Here is a 23,652-nt window from a genome sequence, read left to right as displayed (position 1 = left end):
AACGGGACAAATGGCTGTTTCCTAGCCAAAACGAGCTTATTCGACAAGATTAGCGCCTTGTACGCCTTAAATGACAGGTGATATGATGGAGTTTAGGGAATGAACGGGGTACCTTCTTCCAATCGGGGAAAAAAGTGAAAATGAACGCGCGGAGGGAACATGATGAGCAAATTTATCGTCCGCGGTGGCAATGTATTGGCCGGGAACGTAAAAGTAAGCGGTGCAAAAAATTCAGTGCTACCGATCATTGCAGCGTCTTTATTAGGTGAGGAAGGGATCAGCGTTATTCGCGATGCTCCTCCGCTTGACGATGTAATGACCATTAATAAAGTTTTGGAATCACTTGGAGCGACAGTTACATATGACCGGGAAGTGATCACGGTGAACGCACAGCACATCGCTTCATGTGAAGCCCCTTATGAATGGGTGCGCAAAATGCGGGCGTCTTTTCTTGTCATGGGTCCTTTGCTGACACGAACGGGTTTCACGCGAATTTCGCTGCCTGGAGGATGCGCGATCGGAACGAGACCGATCGACCAGCATCTGAAAGGGTTTGAAGCGATGGGGGCCGAGATCAACCTTGGTCAGGGCTTCATTGAAGCCAAATCGCAGGGACGGCTGCGCGGCGCTAAAATATATCTTGACGTGGCCAGCGTCGGAGCGACGGAAAACATCATGATGGCAGCAACGTTGGCGGAAGGGACGACCGTCATCGAAAATGCGGCCAAGGAACCGGAAATCGTCGATCTGGCCAACTACTTGAACGGAATGGGCGCGAAGGTTCGCGGCGCGGGAACCGGCGTCATCCGCATCGAAGGTGTGGAGAAGCTGCACGGCTGCGAGCATACCGTCATCCCCGACCGCATTGAAGCGGGAACCTTTATGATTGCCGCCGCCGTTACGGGTGGAAACGTATTTGTCGAAGGAGCGATTGCCGATCATTTGGGACCGGTCATTTCCAAGCTGGAGGAGATGGGCGTAACCGTGGAGATTCAGGAGAACGGCGTTCGCGTCATCGCCTGCAAACCGCTTAAAGCGGTAGACGTTAAGACGCTGCCGTATCCGGGATTTCCGACCGATATGCAGTCGCAAATGATGGCCTTGCTGCTCGTTTCCCAGGGAACGAGCGTGATTACCGAGACGGTTTTCGAAAACCGCTTTATGCATGTGGACCAGTTCCGCTTAATGAATGCGGAGATCAAGGTGGAGGGCCGCAGCGCGATCGTAACCGGAGAGTCCAAGCTGAGCGGAGCCAAAGTTTGTGCGACCGACCTGCGCGCGGGCGCGGCGTTGATCATTGCCGGGCTGGCTGCCGACGGAACGACCGAAGTCAGCGGTACGCACCATATCGACCGGGGTTACGTTCATTTGGCCGAGAAATTGTCCGGACTTGGCGCAGATATTTGGCGTATTGCCATCGACGAGAAACAGACCTCGCAGGAAGCCGAAAAAGTTCTTGTAACCGTCAAAGAGGAAATGCCGGCTTTGAAAATCCAGCCTTCCTGGGCGTAATGAATAAACTTTTTTCCGTGCATGACCGAAATGATGGTTATATTATAGGAGTGAAGGAAAACCATGCTGACAGCAGCATGGTTTTTTTTGTTGAAGATATCAGCTTCCTGATAGCGGAAGAACAACTGCCGCGAGGGGGAGCCGCTGAATAGCTGTAAAACATACAATTATTAATACGGATATGTAGTCAAACGCTTGTCTAATTGCAAATCCTACAATTAAATCTGATTAATCAGCAAGGCTGACAGACATGTTTGGATGTAGTTGCAGGAAATGCAATTAAAACATACAAATCCGTATCTTGGATTAAATCTAGTTGTAGCTTTTGCAACTAACCGGCTAAGTACGTTGATCAACTAAAGTTCTCTAGAACGATCTTGCCGATGGTCCGGCCTGTTTCCAGCATGGCGTGAACTTTACGCAGGTTGGCGGCATGGATCGGTTCCAGTTTTTCGGCTATCGTTGTGCGAATTTGGCCTTCATCCACGAGCCGGGACAGCTCGCTTAGCAGCTTATGCTGTTCGATCATATCTTCCGTTTGGAACATCGGGCGGGTAAACATCAGCTCCCACACGAATGTTGCGCTTTTGTCCTTCAGGAGCGTCAAATTTAGCAGTTCATCGGTTTCCACAATCGAGCAGATCTTTCCTTGCGGGGCGATCGCGTCCGCCATGTTTCCCCAATGCTTTTCCGTACTGTTCAAGCAGAAGATGTAATCCACGTGCTTCAAGCCGATGGCCTGGAGCTGCGGCACAAACGTTTCATAATGATTGATGATATGATCGGCCCCCATTTGTTTGGCCCAATCGGCGGATTCCGGCCGCGAAGCGGTGCCGATAACCGTCAGTCCGGCGAGTTTGGCCAGCTGCGTGGCTATGGAGCCGACGCCCCCGGCGGCGCCGATGATGAGCAGCGACTTGCCGGCGTTTTCTTTGGCGTTTGTGGAGATGCCAAGCCGGTGAAACAAGCCTTCCCAGGCGGTAATTCCGGTCAAGGGCAGGGCCGCCGCCTCGGCAAATCCAAGCGAAGCCGGCTTGCGTCCGACAATCCGTTCATCGACGAGGTGGAATTCACTGTTTCCGCCGGGCCGTACGATGCTTCCGGCATAATATACTTCATCGCCAGGCTTAAACAACGTTGTTTCCGGACCAACTTGCTCCACGATGCCGGCGACATCCCAGCCGATCACACGCGGCGCCTGTTCGATGCGATTTTTGGGAGAACGCACTTTAACGTCCACCGGGTTCACGGAAATCGCTTTGACTTTTACGAGCAAATCTTTGCCGGCCGGAACCGGCTTTGCGATTTCCACATCCAGAAGACTTTCAGGATCGTCAATCGGCAAATACTTGTAGAACCCTACTGCTTTCATCATTTCTTTAGCCATTTTTTAATACCTCCGTGTTGGTTTGAATTAGTTAACCCCTTTAACACTTGTTAATGTAAAACATATATTTTAAAATTGTAAGTACGCACAATCATGTTATATAGTATTCATTTGTATACTATTAATACGAGTTTAAAAAGTCAGGTTTTCTGCAACCTCTATTAAGGAGTTGAGCAAAGATGCGCGATCGCAAAAGCGGCTACGGTGTTTGCCCCAATGAGGAAGGCTGCCCGGTCGAATATACGCTGGATGTCATCGGCGGCAAATGGAAAGGTGTGCTGCTGTATCATTTGATCAACGGACCGATCCGGTTCAACGAATTCCGGCGGATCTGCCCGACGATCACCCAACGGATGCTGACGCTGCAGCTCAGGGAGCTGGAGCAGGACGGCATCGTTCACCGCGAGGTGTACCATCAAGTGCCCCCGAAGGTGGAATATTCGTTAACCGAATTCGGCCAGACCCTAGTCCCGATCATTCTAAAGATGAAGGAATGGGGCGAAATCTACAAAAACCAAAAGTCGCTCCTGAAATCGGCGGAAGCGCAGTCGTAGTCCGGGTTTTAGGCAGAAGAAAACGTGATGAGAAAGATGGGCAAGGCCCGTCGGATTTCAAAATAGCGGAATTATATGTACTTATTATCCGGAGCCCAGCATGTTCATCTCCATTAGCGGTATTTTTTGTCCTTATTTTCCTATGAATGGTCAGAACGTGGGCATTTTCTGGCGGCGGGGGGGAAATAGCGACATAAATTTCCTTTATTTCTCTCAAGTGGACGGGTATCGCTGGGATAACGCCATTTTTTACCCTTATGTTTTTCGCTGTTCAGCGGCGTCCTGCTCGCTTCGGGCCCTTCGGTCAAAACATCATCCTGCTGCTGGAAGGCAAATTAGATAAGCAACTTTAAGACGGTATGGAGCCCATGCCGTTTTTTTACGTTTATGATAGACGTTCGCTCTGCGGGAAAAGGAGTTCATAGTTTGCGAAGTCACAAGTTAATGTCACAGTCGTTGTTTGACCACACTTCTAACGGACTCAGGAGACGCTATATGGTCCAAAACGAGGGGGGCAAAATTTTAACGGACTGAGGAGCCGTTATTTCCATCAAAATATCGCAAATCGCCTCATTTGGGGGGCGAATAACGTCATCTGAGTCCGTTAGGGCGGGAAATACCGGGGAAATGAGCAAATAAGGGCTCTGGAGTCCGTAAGACCAGACATTTTGAAACGAAACCTTTCAAAACATCGGAATTTCGGTAGCTTACCCGCCCATTCGAAGATTTTCGGTTCTAGCAAATCCTGAAAACTCATATCTATGAGTATAGCGATCAAACGATATAACGAGGCAAAAGCTAGGATGTGCTTGTTATTAGGAGTTCGCTGACAGCATGAATCCGATGGAGGTACCCAGTTGATGCAGGAAAAAACGCGTTCTTTGAAAATAAACGTCGCGCCAAGGCCGGAGACGCCGGCGGGCAGAGCAGCGACGGAGTTGCCGCCGGCCGTGCGGGCGGGCTGCGGTAAGGTGGAGCCGCTTGGCGGGGCAAAGCCGCCGCTGGCGGGAAGAGCCGCAGGCGGTGCGGGCACGGCTGCGGCAGGGAAAAGCGCGAGCGGGGCGAAGCCGCAGGTAGCGACAGGGGCCGTTAGCGGTGCGGAGCCGATCGTGGCGGTGGGGGCCGTACGTGGCGCGAAGCCGGGGGCGGTAGCAGAAGCCGCAAGCCGGGCAAAAGCGGGTGCGGTGATAGAAACAGCGAGCGGTGCGAAGCCGGCGGGGGCGGCAGGCAGTGCGCGCGGCGCGGAGCAGGCCGCGGCGGAGACGCCCGCGCGCGTCGCAGACGCTCGCGCGCGGGCGGACCGCGTGCGCGTCAGCGTGCGCACGCGAAAGCCCCCCATCCGCCGCCCGGCGGGCGGATGGGGCGGGCGGCGCGCCGCCGCCTGGCAGGCGGCGCTCGCCGTGCTGGCGCTGGCGCTGCTGCTGCCAGCGCTGCACGCCTGGCGCGCGGCGCATGCGCCGGCCGCGCGCACGGACCCGGCGGCGGAGCCGGGCACGCCGCCCGCCGCCGTCCAGGCGCACGCGCCGCGCCAGCCGGGCGCTGGCGGCGCGGACGGCGCCGCTGCGCCGCCAGCGCAGGCCGGCGAGGCCCCGGCCCCGCTGGCGGACAACACGCCGGTGCGCGTCTACCTGTCGCGCACCGGCGCCGTCGAAACCGTGCCGCTCGAACAGTACGTGACCGGCGTCATCGCCGCCGAAATGCCGGCCGACTTCGAGCTGGCGGCGCTCAAAGCGCAGGCGATCGCGGCGCGCACCTTCATCGTCCGCCGTCTGGCCGCCGGCGACACGAGCGGCGTCCCGGCGGGAGATGCCGACGTTACCGATACGGTCGGCCATCAGGTTTACCTTTCCCGCTCCGTGTTGAACGGATGGAAAACGAACGGCAAAGCCGAGCAGCTGGCCAAGCTGCAGGAGGCGGCCCGGCAAACGCAGGGGATCGTCATGACCTACCGGGGCGAGCCTATCACCGCGTCCTTTTTTTCCTCCAGCGGAGGCTATACGGAAAATTCCGAGGAATACTGGTCTTTGAAAATTCCATACTTGCGCAGCGTTCCCAGCCCCTGGGACGCGAGCATCAACCCCAAAAACCGGGACACCGTCAGCATGCCGGTAACGGAGTTGTTCGGCAAACTGGGCCAGGAGATGCCGGAGGACGTCAAGGCCGTTTTCGGGAGCAGCGGTACAAGCCGGCAGGTGTCCGCCTCTCGCAAATCCGCCCCGTTTAAGGTGCTGTCGTGGACGACCGGGAGGCGAGTAAAAGAAGTTCGTATCGGCGGCAAGGTGTACACCGGCCGGGAAGTGAGGGAAAAGCTGGATCTGCGCTCAAGCCAGTTTACGATGACACTGGACGCAGGCGAGGTGAAAATCACCACCTACGGATACGGCCACGGTGTCGGAATGAGCCAGTGGGGGGCCAACGGCATGGCCAAACAGGGCTTCACGGCCACGCAGATTTTAAAACACTACTATACGGGGATCGCCTTCCAGCAGGCCTCGCATTTTTTAAAGTAGCCGAAAGAGTATGGCAAACTTGTATTCTAACTTTTTTTGAAATTTTAATATAATCCGAGTATAAAAGAATCCGCCCCGGTAACAATGGTTACTGAGGTGATGACCAAATGAATGAACAAGATCAAAAGAAACAGTCCCGCGAGGAATCTCCTAAAATTGGATTGGGGGAACCGGTTGCTCCGGTATCTTCGTGGAAAAGGTTATTGTCGAAGAGATGGGTTTACCCGGCAGCATATGTGGCGGCAGCGGCAATTATACTAACCTTAGTGTGGGTCTACCAGGATGCGAGCAACAAGCCGATGGACTCGACCCCCGCCAGCGTGACCGACTCCGTAAACCTGTCCGGCGAAGAGGATGTGACGGGCCAAGAGAATGCTCAGGGAGGAGAAGCTGCCGAAGTGATCGCTTCTTCCGAAGATCTGGCATGGCCGGTCGCGAATGTGTCCGAGGTATCCGTCGTCAAGCCTTTCTATGAAAAGGATGCTACGGCGGAGGAGCATCAGGCGGCATTGGTGCAGTATAACGATACGTTTACGCCGAACACCGGGATTGACCTGGCGCGCGAAGACGGCAAGCCGTTTGATGTTCAAGCCGCAATGAGCGGTAAAGTGACACGGGTGGAGGAAGTTCCGCTGCTCGGTTATGTCGTGGAAATTACCCACGCCAATAACCTGAAAACCGTGTACGAAAGCTTGTCGGAAGTAAAAGTGAAGAAGGACGCCGAAGTGAAGCAAGGCGATGTGGTCGGCAGCGCCGGTCGCAACGAGATGGAAAAAGATCTCGACAACCACGTACACTTCGCCGTTTATGAAAACGACGAGCTGGTGAATCCGCAAACGGTTCTTCCGAAGAACTAACTATACCCGGCGAAACCAACATAACGCAGAAGCGATCCGGCCATTGGATCGTATGTATGACGGAGGGCGAAAGTCCTCCGTTTTTTTAACATAGAGGAGAAGAGGAATCTGGGGGCTAAGGGACAGCAGAGCCGTTATTTGCGAAAAAACAGGAGTTTGCAAAATGTAACGGACACAGAAGACCTTATTTACCTCAAATCGTCCTGGATGAACGGGTTTAGAGCGAAATAGAGTCATGTGTGTCCGTTAGCCTGGGAAATACCCGGGAAATGGGCGGATAAGGTCGCTGGTGTCCGTTAGAATAGCGTCCAAAGTTTAGGAAGAGCCTCCAAGCGCTCCAAAGTAGAAGTCAGAGCCATTCAGAGCCATTAAAGGACACCGTCAGGCGATTTTTCTTATCCCCAAGCATTTCTCAGCCTCAACTGCAATCTCCCCGAAAAACGCGTATGCCATTTGCACTTTTCCCCCGCCGGGCGGCAGACATTTGTAAGCCCCGAAAATAAATTGGTTCCACGGAAGCTTGTCAGGCTTGGAAACAAAGAATATATAGGCCCGCCACTCATATAATGTACCAAACTATCTCGAAGCAGAGGGAGGCGGGAGCGTGCACGATTACATCAAGGAACGGACGATTAAAATAGGCCGGTGCATCGTTGAGACGCGGCACACGGTCCGGACGATCGCCAAGGAGTTTGGCGTGTCGAAGAGCACGGTGCACAAAGATTTAACGGAACGTCTGCCGGAGATCAATCCGGATTTGGCCGATCAGGTCAAACACATTCTCGAGTACCACAAGTCGATCCGTCACCTGCGGGGTGGGGAAGCGACCAAGATCAAGTATAAGAAAAAAGGCCAGTCCAAACGCGAGGTGATCAGCTCGGTAAACTAATGGGTAAATATTAAGATTGCTCTAAGCTGATTAGGATTGAACACTTCCCCTAAAGTATGGTATTTTTAACTAAGGTATAAGATCGTGGAGTTTCATCCATTATTCCCGAATTTTAACGATTATGATCGGCATTTGTCGAATCCGACTTCTGAGATATGGGACTTTTACCATAGGGCTCTGGAAATGGCTGTACCGTCTTTTCCGTGATCCGTTAAAAATACGCTTTGGGGGAGCATCGTGATGATGAGCAAGGATATTGGTATTGATTTAGGCACGGCCAATGTGGCGATTCATATCAAGGGAAAGGGCGTTGTTCTAGACGAACCTTCCGTTGTGGCTATTGATAGCGAAGGAAAGCGCGTTATGGCCGTTGGCGAAGAAGCGAGGCGAATGGTGGGGCGCACGCCGGGCAACATCACCGCGATTCGTCCTTTGAGGGACGGGGTTATCGCCGATTTTGAAATTACGGAAACGATGCTGAAGTATTTTATCGATCGCGTTGGGGGAAGAAGCTGGTACAGCCACCCGCGCATTCTGATCTGCGCCCCGACGAACATCACCTCGGTGGAGCAGAAAGCGATTCGCGAAGCCGCAGAGCGCAGCGGCGCCAAAGAAGTTTTCTTGGAAGAGGAACCGAAGGCGGCAGCCATCGGGGCCGGAATGGATATTTACGAACCGAGCGGCAACATGGTTGTCGACATCGGCGGCGGGACGACGGATGTGGCGGTGCTCTCGATGGGGGACATCGTCACGGCTTCGTCCATTAAAGTCGCGGGGGACAAGTTCGATGCCGCCATTATTAAATATATTAAAACGAAGTACAAGCTGCTCATCGGCGAACGGACGGCGGAGGATATCAAAATCAAGATCGGAACGGTCTATCCGAACGGACGATCGGACGAAATGGATATCCGCGGGCGGGACATGGTTTCCGGGCTTCCGCTAACCGTGACGATTACGGCGAACGAAGTGCAGGAAGCGCTGGCCGACCCGATTTCGTCCATCGTGGCAGCGGCCAAATCGGTGCTGGAGCGCACTCCGCCGGAACTATCCGCCGACATTATCGACCGCGGCGTGATCTTGACCGGCGGAGGCGCTCTGCTGAACGGACTTGACGAGTTGCTGGCGGAAGAACTGCGCGTACCGGTGCTGATCGCGGAAGATCCGATGCACTGCGTCGTGAAGGGGACCGGCATCATGCTCGACAATTTGGACAAGGCCCTCAAGAAAAAGTTCTGATCCGCCGATATTATAATGAAGGAATGTTATTGCCCATGGGGCAATTGAACATAAAATTTGGGCTGATGGAGGGAAGGCCATGTTAAGAGGTCTTTATACGGCGGCTTCGGGCATGCTGGCGGAGCAGCGGCGCCATGATACGGTGACGCAAAATATCGCCAATCTCAATACACCGGGGTACAAGCAGGTGAATTCGGTGGCGCACTCTTTTCCGGAGATGCTGATCGCATTAATGGGAGACAAGCAGTCGGGAAGCCCCGCACCCATCGGAAAGCTGGTGACCGGGGTGTTTGCGGAGGAAAGTTTGCCTTCGTTCGTTCAGGGCGATCTTAAGGAAACGCAAAAAAGCACCGATTTTGCCCTGTTTTCCAGCTTGAGTTTGAATGACCCGGCCACCGGTCAGCCGATTGCGTTCGACGCTTCGGGAAAATACGTTGGTCAGGACGGTACGGTGACTTATCAGCCGCAGGCGTTTTTTACCGTGGCGGATGAGAACGGCAATGTCCGATACACGAGAGACGGCAATTTTTCGGTTAACGCTGCCGGCGAACTTAGAACTTCGACCGGATACCGCGTTTTGGATGGTCAAGGGAACGCCATCGTTTTGGAACCCGGAATGTCGGTGGACGGCCTGACCAGCAATGCTGCCGGGGAATTGACGACTTACGATAACAATACGGGGACGACGGTTCCGGTTGCAACGCTTGGCATCACCGTCGCAGCACGCCCGCAGCAGTTGGTTCGCGAAGGCAACGGCGTATATGTCGCACAGGATGATGCGGCCGCCGGTATCCGCGATTTTGTGCCGGGTACGGATGGCGCCATCGTTCGCCAGGGGTATTTGGAAGTGTCCAACGTGGACGCGGCCCAGTCGATGGTTGATATGATGGCTGCCCAACGAGCGTATGAGTCGAATCAGAAAATCATCCAGTACTATGACAAGAGTTTGGAAAAAGCGGTAAATGAAATCGGCCGCGTATAACGCGTGCTAGGGAATAGGGAGGTATGGCATGAACAACTCCATGATCAGCGCCATGGTATCGATGAGCGGAATCCAGCAGCGCCTCGATTTGCTCGCTGATAACATCGCGAATGTGAATACCGTAGGGTATAAGCGTAAAGAGGCGTCGTTTGAAGATACATTGACCCGGGTTCAGCAGCAAATTCCCGAATTTAATAATTTGCCGGGGCGGGCGACGCCGTCCGGGTTTAATTTGGGCTTTGGTTCGAGAATGTCTCATGTGGCGTTGAATTTTCAGCAAGGCTCGATCAAGGAAACCGGGAACTCCACCGATTTGGCGATCGAAGGGAACGCTTTGTTGAGCGTGCTGACGCCGGACGGAGTCAAAGCTTATACGCGGGCCGGGGATTTTCACATTCAGCCGAATCCCAACGATGGGGAAAGTACCTATCTGATGAACAACCAGGGATATGTGGTGCTTAACTCGGATGGAGAACCGATTGAAATTCCGGCCGGAGCCAAACTGGAAATTGACGGTGGGGGCAATATCCGGGCTACGCTTGGGGAAGAAGTGACGGCAGTGGGCCGGATTGCTTTGCTGACGCCGGAGCGGCCGGAGGCGCTGCGTCAACGGGACGGTAATTTGTTCGTATTGGCTGACGGCGCAAATGAAGCCGATGCGCTTGTCGATACGCTGACGCTTCCGGTGGGGAAACAGGCTGGAGTGCGGCAGGGAGCGCTGGAGCAATCCAACGTGGATTTGACCGATGAAATGGCGGAGATGGTGCAGGTGCAGCGGGCCTATCAACTTTCGGCACGCGCCTTAACGTCCAGCGAGACGATGATGGGTCTGGCCAACAACTTGCGCGGATAGGTGGGGAATTCCATGACTGAAGAGCGTCGCCCTGCACCCAAGCGGGCTGCCTGGATCGTAATCCTGCGCATCGTACTTATCCTATTGTTTCTTGTCGTCGCTTTGGTGGCAGGCACCGTCGTCGGTTACGTTGTATTCGGGAAGCAGGACGCTTCGGACATCTGGCAATGGTCTACCTGGCGGCATGTGTTTGATCTGGTGTTCGCCCCTTAAGAGGAAGTTCTGAACATACATTAAATAGAAGGAATTGAACGGAAATGTCCACAAACTCCCGGCTACGGGAGTTTTCTTTTTGCCTGCGGAAAATGTATAATGATGGGGGACCGTATGGCGAAAAAACAGTTCAAAAGGGCTTCATCCGTAAGCGGCGTTGGCGTCGCCTGCGGATAAGCCCCTTATCTTAACCTCCGCTTTGCGCAGATGCGAAGGATAACTACAGTTTGACCGAATGCCTTACGTTTTATTCAGGCGAGGGCATACGCTATTTTTTAAAACCGAAAGGAGATACATATGTTGGATATTAAACAGATACAGGAGATCATTCCGCACCGCCCCCCGTTTTTGCTAGTTGACCGGATCGTGGAGATGGAGGCAGGAAAGCGCGCGGTGGGGATCAAAAACGTGACGATCAATGAGCCGTTTTTCATCGGACATTTTCCGGAGTATCCCGTCATGCCCGGCGTGCTGATCACGGAAGCGCTTGCCCAGGTAGGGGCCGCGGCGATGTTGCAAGTGGAGGAAAACCGCGGTAAAATCGGTTTTTTGGCCGGATTGGACAATTTCCGGTTCCGCGGTCAAGTCGTTCCCGGCGATACGCTTCGCCTGGAGGTTGAGATAATCCGCCTTAAAGGCTCGATCGGCAAAGGGCGCGCGGTGGCCAAGGTTGATGAGAAAGTGGTTGCCGAAGGCGAGATTATGTTCGCATTGCAATAAGGAGAAAATAAGGAGGAGCATAAGCCATGACTGAAATCAGCGCATCCATCAAAGCGAAAGTAGAAGGATGGTTGCAGGACCCTTCCGTAGATGAAGCGACCAAGCAGGAGCTGCGTGGTTTGGAGAACGATCCGCAGGAGCTGGAGGACCGCTTTTACCGGGATCTCGAATTCGGGACCGGGGGGCTTCGCGGCGTAATCGGCGCCGGCAGCAACCGGATGAACCGTTATACGGTGGCGCGGGCTACGCAAGGCTTCGCCCAATATATTCTGGAAGCGCATGCCGGCAAGGAGGGGAAACCGTCGGTGGTTATCGCCCATGATTGCCGCCATTTTTCGCCGGAATTTGCCCTAGAGGCCGCGTTAGTGTTGGCCGGCAACGGGATTGCCGCCAAGCTGTTCCCGTCGCTTCGCCCTACGCCGCAGCTTTCTTTTTCGGTACGAGCTCTGAACGCGACTGGAGGTATTGTCATTACGGCCAGCCATAATCCGCCGGAGTATAACGGGTACAAGGTATACAACGCTTCGGGCGGTCAATTGGTGCCGCATGAAGCGGAACGCGTGATCGCGCACATTCAGGAGGTCAGCGCCTTTGCGCAGGTGCAGCGGCTGACCCGCGAGGAAGCGGAAGCGAAGGGCCTTCTCGTTTGGCTTGGCGAAGCGGAGGATGAAGCGTTTGCGAAGACGGTCGCCAGCACCAGCGTGAATCGGGAGTTGCTCTCGGCAGGGGCGGCCAAAGATTTGGTCGTCGTCTTTACACCGCTTCACGGTACAGGTAATGTGCCGGTGCGCCGCGTGCTGGAGAAGTTGGGCTTTACGCAAGTGCATATTGTGAAGGAGCAGGAGCAGCCGGACGCTAACTTCTCCACGGTGAAATCGCCGAATCCGGAGGAGCGCGAGGCGTTTGCGATGGCGATCGAACTGGGCAAACAAGTGGGAGCCGACCTGCTGATCGGAACGGACCCGGACGCGGATCGGATGGGGGCCGTTGTCAGAATGGCAAACGGCGAATATGAAATACTTACCGGTAACCAATCGGGTTCGTTGCTTGTACACTATGTACTAAGCCAGATGAAAGAAGCGGGGGCGCTTCCGGCAAACGGGGCGGTCGTCAAAACGATCGTCACCAGCGAACTTGGCGCGGCGATTGCCCGCCATTACGGAGCCACCGTGTTTAATACGCTGACTGGTTTCAAATATATCGGCGAGAAAATGAACGAATTCGAAAAACACCAAGACTATACTTATTTGTTCGGCTATGAGGAAAGCTATGGATATCTGGCCGGCAACTACGCCCGCGACAAAGACGCGGTCGTGGCTTCAGCGCTGATCTGCGAAGCGGCGGCTTATTACAAACGCCAAGGCAAATCGTTGATCGACGTGCTGGAGGAACTTTACGCACAGTTCGGGTATTACCGGGAAACGCTGGCGTCCCGTACGCTAAAAGGCAAGGACGGTCTGGCTAAAATCGGCGCATTGATGGAGGATTTCCGCAGCAATCCACCCCAGCAAATCGGAGGCGTTCGAATTGGCGAAATGCTCGATTACTCGCTTGGCCTGGACGGATTGCCGAAGGAGAACGTGCTGAAGTTTTTGCTGGAGGACGGCTCCTGGTGCTGCTTGCGGCCTTCGGGCACGGAGCCGAAAATCAAATTTTATTTCGGCGTCCGCGGTACGTCCAATGAAGATGCGGCAGCGCGGCTTGGACGCATGCAGGAAGAATTGCTGGCCCGCGTTGATGCTTAATCGACGAGAATTCCTGTTACATTTTCTTAGACTTTAAATGACAATCTGAGAAGATTTAACTGCAATGGTGCATTTATGATGAAGGTGTTGGTATCATGAACGGTTTCGTCGTATGTGCGCTTTTGCAGTTGTCTTCTTGATAGGGATAACCCGAACTTCAGCCGATAAGCAACTGCATTTATGCATTCTGAGGAGGTACCTTTGTGATTCGAAGTTGGCAGCGGTGGAATAACTTTTCCCGCAAATGGTTGTGGATATTGGTGATTGTTGGAATCGTGGCTTCATTGCCGGTGATTTATCAACGGGTGGAAACGGAGTCATCCGCTAACAAGGTGGAGTTTGTTTTCAATTATCGCGGTTTGTTGGAGATCGCTTCTTATAAAGCGGACCCGGCGGCGTATATGAACGAACAGCTCGATCGGCTGAAAACGGCCGGAATTCACACGATGGCGATGTTTGAAAGCACGCTCGACGAGTTGTCGAAAGCACGCCGAATTATGGTGTTTAGCGCGCTCGAGGCGGCAAAGTTGAACCAGTCCGTCATTTCCCCGGACGGCAACTACACCTATATCGCTTTTACCAGCGAGGAGAACGAGAAGCAGCTTCGGCCGATGATCGAAGAAACGTTCCGGAAGCTGGACGTTCCGGTGGCCGATTGGGAGTATCAAGGCCACGGCGGCTTAATCATAGGCATGAGCATGGAAGAAGCCGTACTTAAACCGATGCCGCAGGATCCGATTGCGTTTGCTATGCTGCGGGACAAAGGGTTTCAAATTTTGCCCCGGCTTGCGGACAGCAAGCCTTACGATCAGGAAGCGATGGACCGGCAGTTGGCTTTTTACGCGGAAAACGGGGTAACCCGTATCTTGTTCGACGGGGACTCCGTCAAAGGGTATAACAACAATGAAAATATGAACAGTTTGCAGGGTTTTGCCGAACTGCTGAACAAATACCATATCGGCATCGCCGCGATCGAAGGCTTGAAGGCGCCGCAAAAAGGCTTCAACAAGCTGGCGTATTTGATCGATTACAACGTGGTCCGGCTGCATTCTCTGGCGGATGCGGAAGCCGTTCAGGATACGGCTACTTTGGCTGACCGTTTTGTACTGGCCGCTAAGGACCGCAATATCCGGATGATTTACTTGAATGCTTCCCCGTCCAAGGATGCCAGCAAAGCGGCGATCACGGACCCGCTCGACAACCTGGTCCATTCGCTGCTGGCTCCGGGGAACGCGATTCAGCGCATTGAAAACAACGGCTTTGAGCTGGGGACGGCGGAGCCTTTCCAAATTCATGATTCAAGTTGGCAAAAATATCTGAAAGCCTTGGTCGTTTTGGGTGGTGTCGCTTTTGTCGCCCTGCTGATTTCCTGTTTTCTGCCTTCGCTCACGTTGGCCGCTTTTGCCCTCGGTTTGATCGGCTCGGCCGGACTGTATGTGCTGAAGCCGGTGATGCTGGAGCAAGCGCTGGCTCTGTTCGTGGCGATCAGTGCGCCGACCGTGGCGATGGTGCTGGCGATCCGCAAGGTTCAGGAACTGCGGGACAAGCATCCGCATCCGGGCATGACAAGCGGACGAAGATTGACGCATACGTTAGTATTGTATGTCAAAACAGCGATTATTTCGCTCGCTGCGGTTCCGTTCGTGATTGCGCTGCTGAACAATATTACGTACAGCCTCGTGCTGAATCAGTTCCGCGGCGTCAGCCTGCTGCATTTGGTGCCGATTTTTTTAATCGCTGTTTACGTGTTCCTGTACCGGGGCAATTCGGTATGGGAAGAGCTTAAAAATTGGATGAAGATGCCGATCACGGTGATTTGGGTTGTGATTGCCGTGGTACTTGCCGCTGCTGCGTATTATTACCTGACTCGAACGGGGAATGCCGGCACGCTGCTGCCGGGCGAAGCCGCCTTCCGTTCGTTCCTGGAGAACACGTTTGGCGTACGCCCGCGCAACAAGGAGTTTCTGCTGGCGCATCCGCTGTTTATCGTCGGCGTCTTCGCCGCTTTCCGTTACCGCTGGGCGTTTTTTGCGATGATCGTGGCGGTGATGGGGCAGCTGTCGATGGTCGATACGTTCGCCCATATTCATACGCCGGCGGCGATTTCCCTGATTCGCGACGTGTTGGGCCTCGGGCTTGGTTTGGTATTCGGACTGATTGCCGTGCTGGTTTGGCAAATCATTGAAAGGTGCTGGGATAAATGGTCGCCGCGACTACTAAAACATTAGTTTTGTCGGGGTATTACGGGTTTCGCAACAGCGGGGACGAAGCGGTGTTGAAATCGATCCTGCTCGCGCTGGAAGAAGAGGGGCTGACCTCGGGCGTCGATATCAAGCCGGTCGTGCTGTCGATCGATCCGGAATGGACGCGCCGAACCTATGGGGTCGAAGCGGTGCATCGGATGAAAATCGGCGAGGTTAGGAAGGCTATAAAAAACAGCGACGGATTGATCAGCGGCGGGGGAAGCCTGCTGCAGGACGCGACGGGGATCAAGTCGATTCCGTATTATTTGGGCGTCATCAAAATGGCCCAATGGATGGGCAAGCCGACCTTCGTTTACGCTCAGGGCATCGGCCCGGTGAAACGCAAGCTGTTCCGGCCGCTGATCGCCGCGGTTTTCCGGCGCTGCGATTACATCTCCGTCCGCGACGCCGAATCGGCCAGCCTGCTGCGCAGCATGGGCTTGCGCGGCGGCGATGTCCAGGTGGTTCCGGACCCGGTGATGGGGCTGATATTGCCGGAAAGCGGGAGCGGTGCCGATTCGCCGGCTGCGCGAGCTTCGGATGAATCCGAGCGCGTATCCGCTGTAACCGAGGGGCAAACGGGAGGTGCAAGCGCAGACTCCTCCGGCGCCGCTCTGCCGATCGTCGGCGTGTCGGTCCGCTTCTGGAATCCGCAGCGAACCGAGCTATCGCAGCTGGCCGAGGGGCTGTCGCTCCTTTGTCGACGCAAGTCGGTGCATATCCGCTTTTTGCCGTTTCATTTCCCGGGTGATGACGAAGCTTCGCGTTTCGTGATGGATCGGCTCGGAAATGTGACGGAACGCGGCTGTGCCGTAAGCATTGCGCCGGAGACGGAGCACCCGCAGGATATGCTGCGGGAGGTGAGCGAGTGCAGCCTGCTGATCGGCATGAGGCTGCACAGCTTGATCTACGCCGCCTCGCAAAACGTGCCGCTGCTCGGCGTCTCGTATGACCCGAAAATCGACCAATTCCTCGGTCGAATCGGGAGCGTCCCGGTCGGTACGGCGGAGGAGCTGGACCCGCGGATTTTGGCCGCCGAAGGCGAACGCCTTCTGCAGGAAGGCGATGTCTGGCGGAAAGGGCGGGCTTCGCAAATCGCCGGCCTCAAACGCGAGGCGCGCGTGCCGGCGCGGCGGATCGTGGAATTTTTACGGAGCAAAGGGTGAGCAAGGTGTTGACGAACTCAAAGGAAGGGATTCCTACGGTACCGGTGTACGGCGTCCCCGTCTGCAAATGGGGGATGAAGGATACGGTAGCCTACTTGACCCGGGCGGCCAACGATGGAAAGCCGCATCAGGTGATTACGGCCAATCCGATTATGATGATGACGGCCCTGGAAATCCCGGACTATAAGGCGGTCATGCAGGACGCCGAGCTTGTAGTTCCGGATGGCACCGGGCTGGTGTGGGCCGCACAAAAAGGCGGGGACCCGGTAGCCGAGCGGGTACCGGGGTACGAGCTGCTGCACGAGCTGATGAAGCAGGGTGAACGCCACCAATGGAGGGTGTATTTGCTCGGCTCCACGCCCGAAGTGGTCAAGGAAACCGCCCGGCGGCTGGCGCTGCAGTACCCCGGGACGGAAATCGCGGGGTATCGCGACGGTTTTTTTGGGCCGGATAAGGATGAAGAAGTTATCGCACAGATCGTCAAAGCCGCTCCGCATCTGCTGTTTGTCGCTCGGGGAGCGGACAATCAGGAACCCTGGATCGCCAAGTACAAGGAAAAGCTGCGTGTGCCGGTGATGATGGGAGTTGGCGGCAGCTTTGACGTCATTTCGGGACGTACAAAAAGAGCTCCAATCGCTTTTCGCAAGCTCCGCCTTGAATGGTTATACCGTTTGTTGAAGGAACCTACCCGTTTCCGCAGAATGCTTGCGCTGCCTAAATTTGCATTGCGCGTGCTGCGGGACAGAGAAAACCTTACGAAAATGGGCTAAAAGTCACGATTTATGGGCAAAACATCGGAATTTTGCACAAATACGGGGTTGGTGTTTCTCTCTAAACGGAGTATAATTCATTCCGGCAGAACAATTGGAGGTCGAAAATTTAATGTTGTGGATGATTTATATCATCGGATTCATCATTTCGCTTGGTTTGGCCTTGGGATTAACGCCGCTCGTCAAGAAGTTCGCTTTTGCCGTCGGCGCCGTGGATGTGCCAAACGCCCGAAAAGTTCATACGCGAATTATGCCGAGACTCGGCGGTTTGGGGATTTTCGCTTCGTTTATTATTGCGATGCTTCTGCTTTTCCCGTTTATTCCGGAGATCTTCACGCTTCGTGAAGTGAACTTTATCAAGGCTTTCCTGGTGGGCGGCTCGATCACCGTGCTGCTGGGAGCATTGGACGACCGCTTCGATTTGCCGGCAAAGCTGAAATTTCTCGTGCAAATCGCGACGGCGTGCATCGTTGTGTTCGGCTTCGATATCCGGATTGAATTTGCAAATATTCCGTTTCATTCTTATGCTGCCGTGGAAACATGGATCGCGATTCCGTTCACCATTTTGTGGATTGTGGGCGTGACGAACGCGATCAACCTGATCGATGGACTGGACGGCTTGGCGGCCGGCGTATCCGCGATTGCCATCGGCACGATTGCCGTCATGGCTTTTGTTATGGGCAATGTTATGGTGGCGCTTTTATGCTTGCTGCTGCTTGGCAGTATATTGGGATTCCTGTTCTTTAACTTTCACCCTGCCAAAATATTTATGGGCGATTCGGGCGCGCTGTTCCTCGGCTTTTGCTTGGCGCTGCTGTCGCTGCTCGGCTTTAAGCAGGTGGCGATTGTATCTTTCCTGACACCGCTCATTCTGATTGGCGTTCCGCTTTCCGATACGATGTTCGCGATCGTGCGCCGTTGGATGCAGAAGAAGCCGATCTTTTCGCCGGACAAGGGGCACCTGCATCATTGCCTGCGCGAACTGGGCTTCAGCCATCGCCAGACGGTGCTGATCATCTACGGTATCGCCGCGTTTTTCGGCGTGCTGGCCGTCATCCAGTCTTCGGCGGCGATGTATAACGCCAACTGGGTCACCTTCGTCGTCATCTGCGTTATGGTGTTTTTCCTGCAGATCGGCGCCGAGATCATCGGCCTCATCGGCAAAACGAAACGCCCGGTGCTTGACTTCTTCGGGCGCCTGCGCATGAAGGTCGGGGAAGAGCGGGGATCGAAGTAATCTATAAACTCATATCGGTTTGTAATGGACAACCCCCGTTAGCGTGGTACACGTTGCGGGGGTTCCGTCTCTATACATACAAAGTCAGAGCCTGCGCTAACGCCAGGCTTTTTTACTTTTTTATCGGATATTCTTCAAAATTTTGCTGCTTTGACCGATAAAATAGATAATATTAACACAAAGGAGAGATCGTTACATGCTACGCAAAAAGACGCCACTAGTCTGGCTGCTCTTATTGTCGCTGGTCATCTCGTTAGTCCCGATTGGGCTAACACCGCCGGCAGCCCAGGCAGCGACTTTAAAGCCAACAAGTTATTTCACACCGGATACTGCCGAATTACGAAATACGGTTGATTTAACATTGGATAAATCGGGTACGCAAATCTCCCGGGACAATGTATACCATGTCACCGAAGCGCAACTGACTGTAGAAGGTACCTATACTAAGGTAACAAGCTCGACGCTGACTGCAAATGTTCAACAGCTGAACTGGGACCCGCAGCAGACCAAATGGGTCGAGGATGCGACAAAAATCATTCCCGGGGTAATCCAATTGGACACAGACCGCCCGGACAATCGCTTTAAGGCGAATCTTACGCTGCACTCCGGGATGAACCGGGTGACTTTCTCCGGATCGCAAGGTTTAAACGAACGTTCCGAATCGTTCTATATTCTTTTTGATAAGGTGCCTTATCTGGATGAACTGAAAGTGTTGGACGGATCGTCCAAGCTGGACCTGAACCAAGGGGCGCGAGTGGTTGTTCAAAAAAATGAGATTACTCTTCAAGGGAAGGCCCAAAACGCCACAAGAATTAACGTTTCTGTGAACGGCGGCTCGGCTTTGGCAACGACATTGCTGCAGGACGGTACGTTTTTCTCGCCGCAGCTGCAAATGAATCCGGGGTTAAACGATCTTAGCCTGGTCGTTCAGAATGGCTCGGATACGTTGTCTTTCCAATATTCGTTATATTATTATGATGAGAAAAATCCGCTTGTAGCGTTGTATTTGGTTGATTCCAGCGATTACCCACAAGATTTGTTGGGAAGAGAAACACCGATCTTTACCGAAGGCGCAACCCAAGCGAGATTATTCGCGCAACTGCTGATTCCCGATGCAGGCTCGTCCTTTGCTGGCTCGGCCACGGTGCAATTGGACAGTACGACGGTGACTCCGACTTACTATGAAAGTTTTGATATCGGATCGGACGGCAAGCTGTCTCCGAAAGGCGGCAGCGAGATTTATATTCCTTCGGTATCACAGAACACGCCGGCTTACCGTATGGTCACTTTTGAAATCAATCCGCTAGTGTTCCAAACCGATGCGAATGACAGTTCGATTATTTTGCAGAAACAAAGCCATCCTTTGTCCATCACGTATGGCACAAAAACAATTAATAAAAGCGTTGATTTTCAATATATGCAAGGTCAAACCGTTATTACGGATCTGAAGTACCTGAACGGATACGATGGTGGGGATAACATTCCTTCCGGCGAGCCTTTAAATGGAGCCAGAGTCAATTCCGGTGAATTTTACATCATGGTCACGACAAACAGCAAGCCAAACGATGCGCAGAACGGCTTGGCCGCCAACTATATGCCATTGGCTACCCAACCGATTTCGTATGAATTTGTCAAATCGAAGTCGGATACGCAGCATATCTACAAGATTACCGGATTCCAAAACGGCAACCAGACCGTCCGCTTCAACTATCAAGGTTCTACAGCTTATAAAGATGCAACGATTTCTTTTGCATCCAAAAACTATATTTATGTAGCGAACCTTACCGACGGCCAATCCTATCCGATTGACTCCGATGCCAGCAAGTTTTTGCCGATTAACGGGAAATATGTCGACTTTGACAATCTGGACAGCCAGTACTTTATCGCGGAAGTTTTCGCCAATGGTTTAAAAGTGAAATCGACGAGTTCCGAAGGACCGGATTCTGGTTGGTTGAACAAAACTTCAGGAGAATTTAGTTTCAATCTTGAAGTCAATGTTGATACGGGGCCATTGGTTTACGGGGAAAACCGGATTGTGTTTACCGGATCAGGCACGGATTCCAAAGGCCAAACGCAGCAAGTCAAAAAAGAGCTGCGCATTTATATTGTAGATAATAATGTTTCTACGATTGCGAATTTCCAACCGGCGGTGGGCAAGGATCGCCCGGATTTTCCGCCGAGGGACTTTGGTTCCGATGATCCGCAACTTTCGAAAATTTTCAATTTAACGCCGGACTTTACTTATAAAGATAAGGTGTACACTACCAGCTTGAAGACGTACGATCTGGTGCTTAGAGGTTCGGGCGCGGTCAAATTGAACCTGAATATGGGAACAAAAAACATTTTGACCGCCGATATTCCGGAAAATTCATCGGGAGATGCCGATGTTAAGTTTGCCGACGAGAGATACACATATGAATTCGCAGGGAACCGGAAAGATTTCATTATGCGGATTCACGACTTGACCAATGAGAGTCCGGGAACCTTTATTTACACCTTGGAGCTCATCAATGAAACCGGAGCCAAGACAAGCCAGAAACTTGAGCTGGTGCGGGAAGCGGCGCCTTACCGGATCATCTCGCCGCAGCCTACAGTTGGGAATCAAATTATTGTCAACAAAAACTTCGTGCATTTCGATATTGAAGCCGAAGGGGCGACCGAAGTTAAGATCGACAAAGAGGTTGCGGTAGCGCGGCCGGATCTTGGCGAAAACCGCTTTGTACTTGATTACGTAGGGTTGAAGCAGGACAAGTCCAACAAGATCAAAATCGAGATTTCCCGGGGCGGCACCAAGAACACAGATACGATAGAAGTGTTCTATACGGGCGCTGTTGGGATCGACGCACAATATATGGCGCCTAAAGTAGCCAATAAATATAGTGTGTTTAACAAATCGCTTGAACTAAATTTCCCTAAGGGAACCATCCTGGAGAGTACGGATACTCGGGGAATTGTAAAATATTATCCGCAAACGAAGCTGCTGTTCGGGATCGCCGATCCTAGCACAGGGATCGTGGAACGCCGCAACGACTATGGAAATGTCATCGGCTTCCCGGGTACGGGAGAGGACAGCGGTATTCCTTCCTGGTCGATTCCGGACGAGTATCTGCTGAATTTCAGCTCCAACTACGATACCCGGAACTTCTCGCGGGTGTCGGATATATACTGGATCAGCGGCGGTCTGGGTGAACAAGGCGATAAGGGAGAGGCCAACTACAAGCCGGCCACCAACGGCGTAGTACCGTATTCCGTAGAAGCGTTGTTCGGGGACCCGCAAATTCCGGCCGAACGTAAAATCACTCCGTCTCAGCGGGGGACGTTAAAGCTTAAATTTGATGGCAACGTGGTGGATGAAGCAGGGACTACAGTTACCGTCTACCGCTACACGCCCAACAAAAAATGGGTTAATGTCGGTGGTGTGGTAGACTCGAAAAACAATACCATTACGGTATCGTTTGATGAATTCGGATACTATACGGTCATGAAAATGAGACGCGGTTACAGCGATATTACGAACCATTCATGGGCCCGCAATATCCTGAACGCGCTGTATGCCAAAGGAATCATGAACAATGTCCGGTTCGAGCAGTTTGGCGCCGATGATCAAACAACGCGCGGCGAGTTTGCTACGCTGTTGGTCAAAGGTCTCGACTTGCCAATGAACACTGACGATAATCCAACTTTTGCCGATCTCGTTCCTGGGGCAAGTTCCGCTACATGGGATTATGATCACATCGAGACGGCCGCCAGAGCGGGCATTGTTACCGGTCTGTCGGAAGGTGTGTTTGGCCCGGATCAGCCGATTACACGCGAGCAGGCAGCTGTCATGGTCGCTCGGGCGCTCAAATTGAAGCTCCCGGCCAACGATCAGAAGCTGAAGGACGCGCTGGCCAAATCGTTCCTGGATTCAGGGCAAATTGACACATACGCGCAGCCTGCGATTCAGGCGGTCACCAAAGGCAAGATTATGGCCGGCTTGCCGGTTACCCAACAGGGAAGCAAAAAAGCATCTTACAATTTCAACCCGAAGGCTAACATGACTCGGGCGGAAGCCGGTAAAATTGCCGTAGAGCTTCTGAAGAAGAGCAAGCTTTTCCCTAAAAATCTAAGCTAAACGGGAAGCGGAGAATCTGTCTATGCGTATGGAGCATAGGCAGATTCTTTTTTTCCAATTTCATCTTTTTGTAATTTGTGAAAGTTTAAGTTACAATAAGCAGAGTAATAGAACATATGCTAAAGGGTGAACTTGTACTGATGAAACCGATCCTATCCAAACCTCAACTGGGATACACAAAAGCCAAAAAGAAATTTGAGGATAGAGCAAGAGTATTGGAACTGAAAATTGAAGAAACGGCCAAGGTGCAGGAAGTGACGCAAGAGGTAATGGAAGGCCTTGTCCTCGAAACCGGCTTCCACGATGCGTTCAACGACTTGCGCGCGGCGGAGAACGAACTGATTGAATGGTCTCATAACACGATGAAACACGAAAAGACTTATAAGGATCATAAGCAAGCGATTGACGATATGTACGAGAAATTGAATACGGATCCGCAAATGCGGGCCCGGATTATCCAACTGGCGATGAGAGTTCGATAATCAAGGCCTTGGCGTATCCATTTTACTGATAAGGCGTCCCAAAAAGGACGTCTTATTTGTCGTGCAAGTACATACATTATAGTTAGGTGTAATTGGCAAAAGTTGCTTAATGACTGACATATTCAGGCATGTTATACTAATTTCCGTCAGGCGGCAGTGAAGTCAAAAAGACGTAAATG

General features: G+C 53.1%; 18 protein-coding genes. 17 read left to right on the top strand and 1 reads right to left on the bottom strand.

The annotated features are described in order from the left end of the window. Positions 1-162: 162 nt before the first annotated feature. A complete protein-coding gene (gene murA, locus EHV15_RS04750; RefSeq protein WP_128635182.1) occupies positions 163-1,512 on the top strand; it encodes a UDP-N-acetylglucosamine 1-carboxyvinyltransferase in 1,350 nt (449 codons plus the stop codon). 352 nt (positions 1,513-1,864) lie between these two features. Here murA and EHV15_RS04745 read toward each other — a convergent pair whose 3' ends face one another. Beyond that, positions 1,865-2,899: a zinc-binding alcohol dehydrogenase family protein gene (locus tag EHV15_RS04745; protein WP_128630222.1), complete on the bottom strand. Its 1,035-nt coding sequence runs from the start codon at positions 2,897-2,899 to the stop codon at positions 1,865-1,867. A gap of 179 nt (positions 2,900-3,078) precedes the next feature. Here EHV15_RS04745 and EHV15_RS04740 point away from each other — a divergent pair, with 179 nt between their 5' ends. The 16 genes from EHV15_RS04740 (at position 3,079) to EHV15_RS04665 (ending at position 23,473) form a co-directional block, all read left to right on the top strand. Further along, positions 3,079-3,453 carry a winged helix-turn-helix transcriptional regulator gene (locus EHV15_RS04740; RefSeq protein ID WP_128630221.1) on the top strand — a complete coding sequence of 125 codons (375 nt, stop codon included), beginning with the start codon at positions 3,079-3,081 and terminating at the stop codon, positions 3,451-3,453. Between the two features lie 1,616 nt (positions 3,454-5,069). Next, positions 5,070-5,963, top strand: coding sequence for a stage II sporulation protein D (gene spoIID / locus EHV15_RS38200; protein ID WP_246061324.1), 894 nt, complete (start codon positions 5,070-5,072; stop codon positions 5,961-5,963). Positions 5,964-6,070: 107 nt separating this feature from the next. Then, the gene (locus EHV15_RS04730) at positions 6,071-6,820 is read left to right on the top strand and encodes a M23 family metallopeptidase (RefSeq protein ID WP_128630220.1); all 750 of its coding nucleotides are present in this window, start codon (positions 6,071-6,073) and stop codon (positions 6,818-6,820) included. 604 nt (positions 6,821-7,424) lie between these two features. Then, a complete protein-coding gene (gene spoIIID / locus EHV15_RS04725; protein WP_009223751.1) occupies positions 7,425-7,709 on the top strand; it encodes a sporulation transcriptional regulator SpoIIID in 285 nt (94 codons plus the stop codon). Between the two features lie 240 nt (positions 7,710-7,949). Further along, positions 7,950-8,948 (top strand): rod shape-determining protein, encoded by a 999-nt coding sequence (mreB, locus tag EHV15_RS04720; protein WP_128630219.1) that lies wholly within the window; start codon positions 7,950-7,952, stop codon positions 8,946-8,948. A gap of 79 nt (positions 8,949-9,027) precedes the next feature. Further along, the gene (locus EHV15_RS04715) at positions 9,028-9,930 is read left to right on the top strand and encodes a flagellar hook-basal body protein (RefSeq protein WP_128630218.1); all 903 of its coding nucleotides are present in this window, start codon (positions 9,028-9,030) and stop codon (positions 9,928-9,930) included. Between the two features lie 28 nt (positions 9,931-9,958). Next, positions 9,959-10,783 carry a flagellar hook-basal body protein gene (locus EHV15_RS04710; protein WP_128630217.1) on the top strand — a complete coding sequence of 275 codons (825 nt, stop codon included), beginning with the start codon at positions 9,959-9,961 and terminating at the stop codon, positions 10,781-10,783. A gap of 12 nt (positions 10,784-10,795) precedes the next feature. Then, entirely contained in the window at positions 10,796-10,996 is a 201-nt protein-coding gene (locus tag EHV15_RS04705) for a DNA-directed RNA polymerase subunit beta (protein ID WP_128630216.1), read from the top strand. 297 nt (positions 10,997-11,293) lie between these two features. Further along, complete coding sequence (fabZ, locus tag EHV15_RS04700; protein ID WP_128630215.1) at positions 11,294-11,716, top strand: 3-hydroxyacyl-ACP dehydratase FabZ; 423 nt, start codon at positions 11,294-11,296, stop codon at positions 11,714-11,716. A gap of 26 nt (positions 11,717-11,742) precedes the next feature. Next, the gene (locus EHV15_RS04695) at positions 11,743-13,461 is read left to right on the top strand and encodes a phospho-sugar mutase (RefSeq protein ID WP_128630214.1); all 1,719 of its coding nucleotides are present in this window, start codon (positions 11,743-11,745) and stop codon (positions 13,459-13,461) included. A gap of 203 nt (positions 13,462-13,664) precedes the next feature. Continuing rightward, positions 13,665-15,689: a DUF5693 family protein gene (locus EHV15_RS04690; protein ID WP_128630213.1), complete on the top strand. Its 2,025-nt coding sequence runs from the start codon at positions 13,665-13,667 to the stop codon at positions 15,687-15,689. Then, entirely contained in the window at positions 15,662-16,870 is a 1,209-nt protein-coding gene (gene csaB / locus EHV15_RS04685; protein WP_128630212.1) for a polysaccharide pyruvyl transferase CsaB, read from the top strand. The genes EHV15_RS04690 and csaB overlap by 28 nt, the downstream gene beginning before the upstream one ends. Positions 16,871-16,878: 8 nt before the next feature. Continuing rightward, the gene (locus EHV15_RS04680; protein ID WP_246061322.1) at positions 16,879-17,640 is read left to right on the top strand and encodes a WecB/TagA/CpsF family glycosyltransferase; all 762 of its coding nucleotides are present in this window, start codon (positions 16,879-16,881) and stop codon (positions 17,638-17,640) included. A gap of 115 nt (positions 17,641-17,755) precedes the next feature. After that, positions 17,756-18,877, top strand: coding sequence for a glycosyltransferase family 4 protein (locus tag EHV15_RS04675; RefSeq protein WP_128635179.1), 1,122 nt, complete (start codon positions 17,756-17,758; stop codon positions 18,875-18,877). 196 nt (positions 18,878-19,073) lie between these two features. Beyond that, a complete protein-coding gene (locus EHV15_RS04670) occupies positions 19,074-22,991 on the top strand; it encodes an S-layer homology domain-containing protein (protein ID WP_128630211.1) in 3,918 nt (1,305 codons plus the stop codon). 140 nt (positions 22,992-23,131) lie between these two features. Then, positions 23,132-23,473: a hypothetical protein gene (locus EHV15_RS04665; protein ID WP_128630210.1), complete on the top strand. Its 342-nt coding sequence runs from the start codon at positions 23,132-23,134 to the stop codon at positions 23,471-23,473. Positions 23,474-23,652 lie beyond the last annotated feature (179 nt).

The organism is Paenibacillus oralis, assembly GCF_003863965.1.
GTDB classification, from domain to species: domain Bacteria; phylum Bacillota; class Bacilli; order Paenibacillales; family Paenibacillaceae; genus Fontibacillus; species Fontibacillus oralis.
This window is presented reverse-complemented; position numbering and strand designations above follow the sequence as displayed.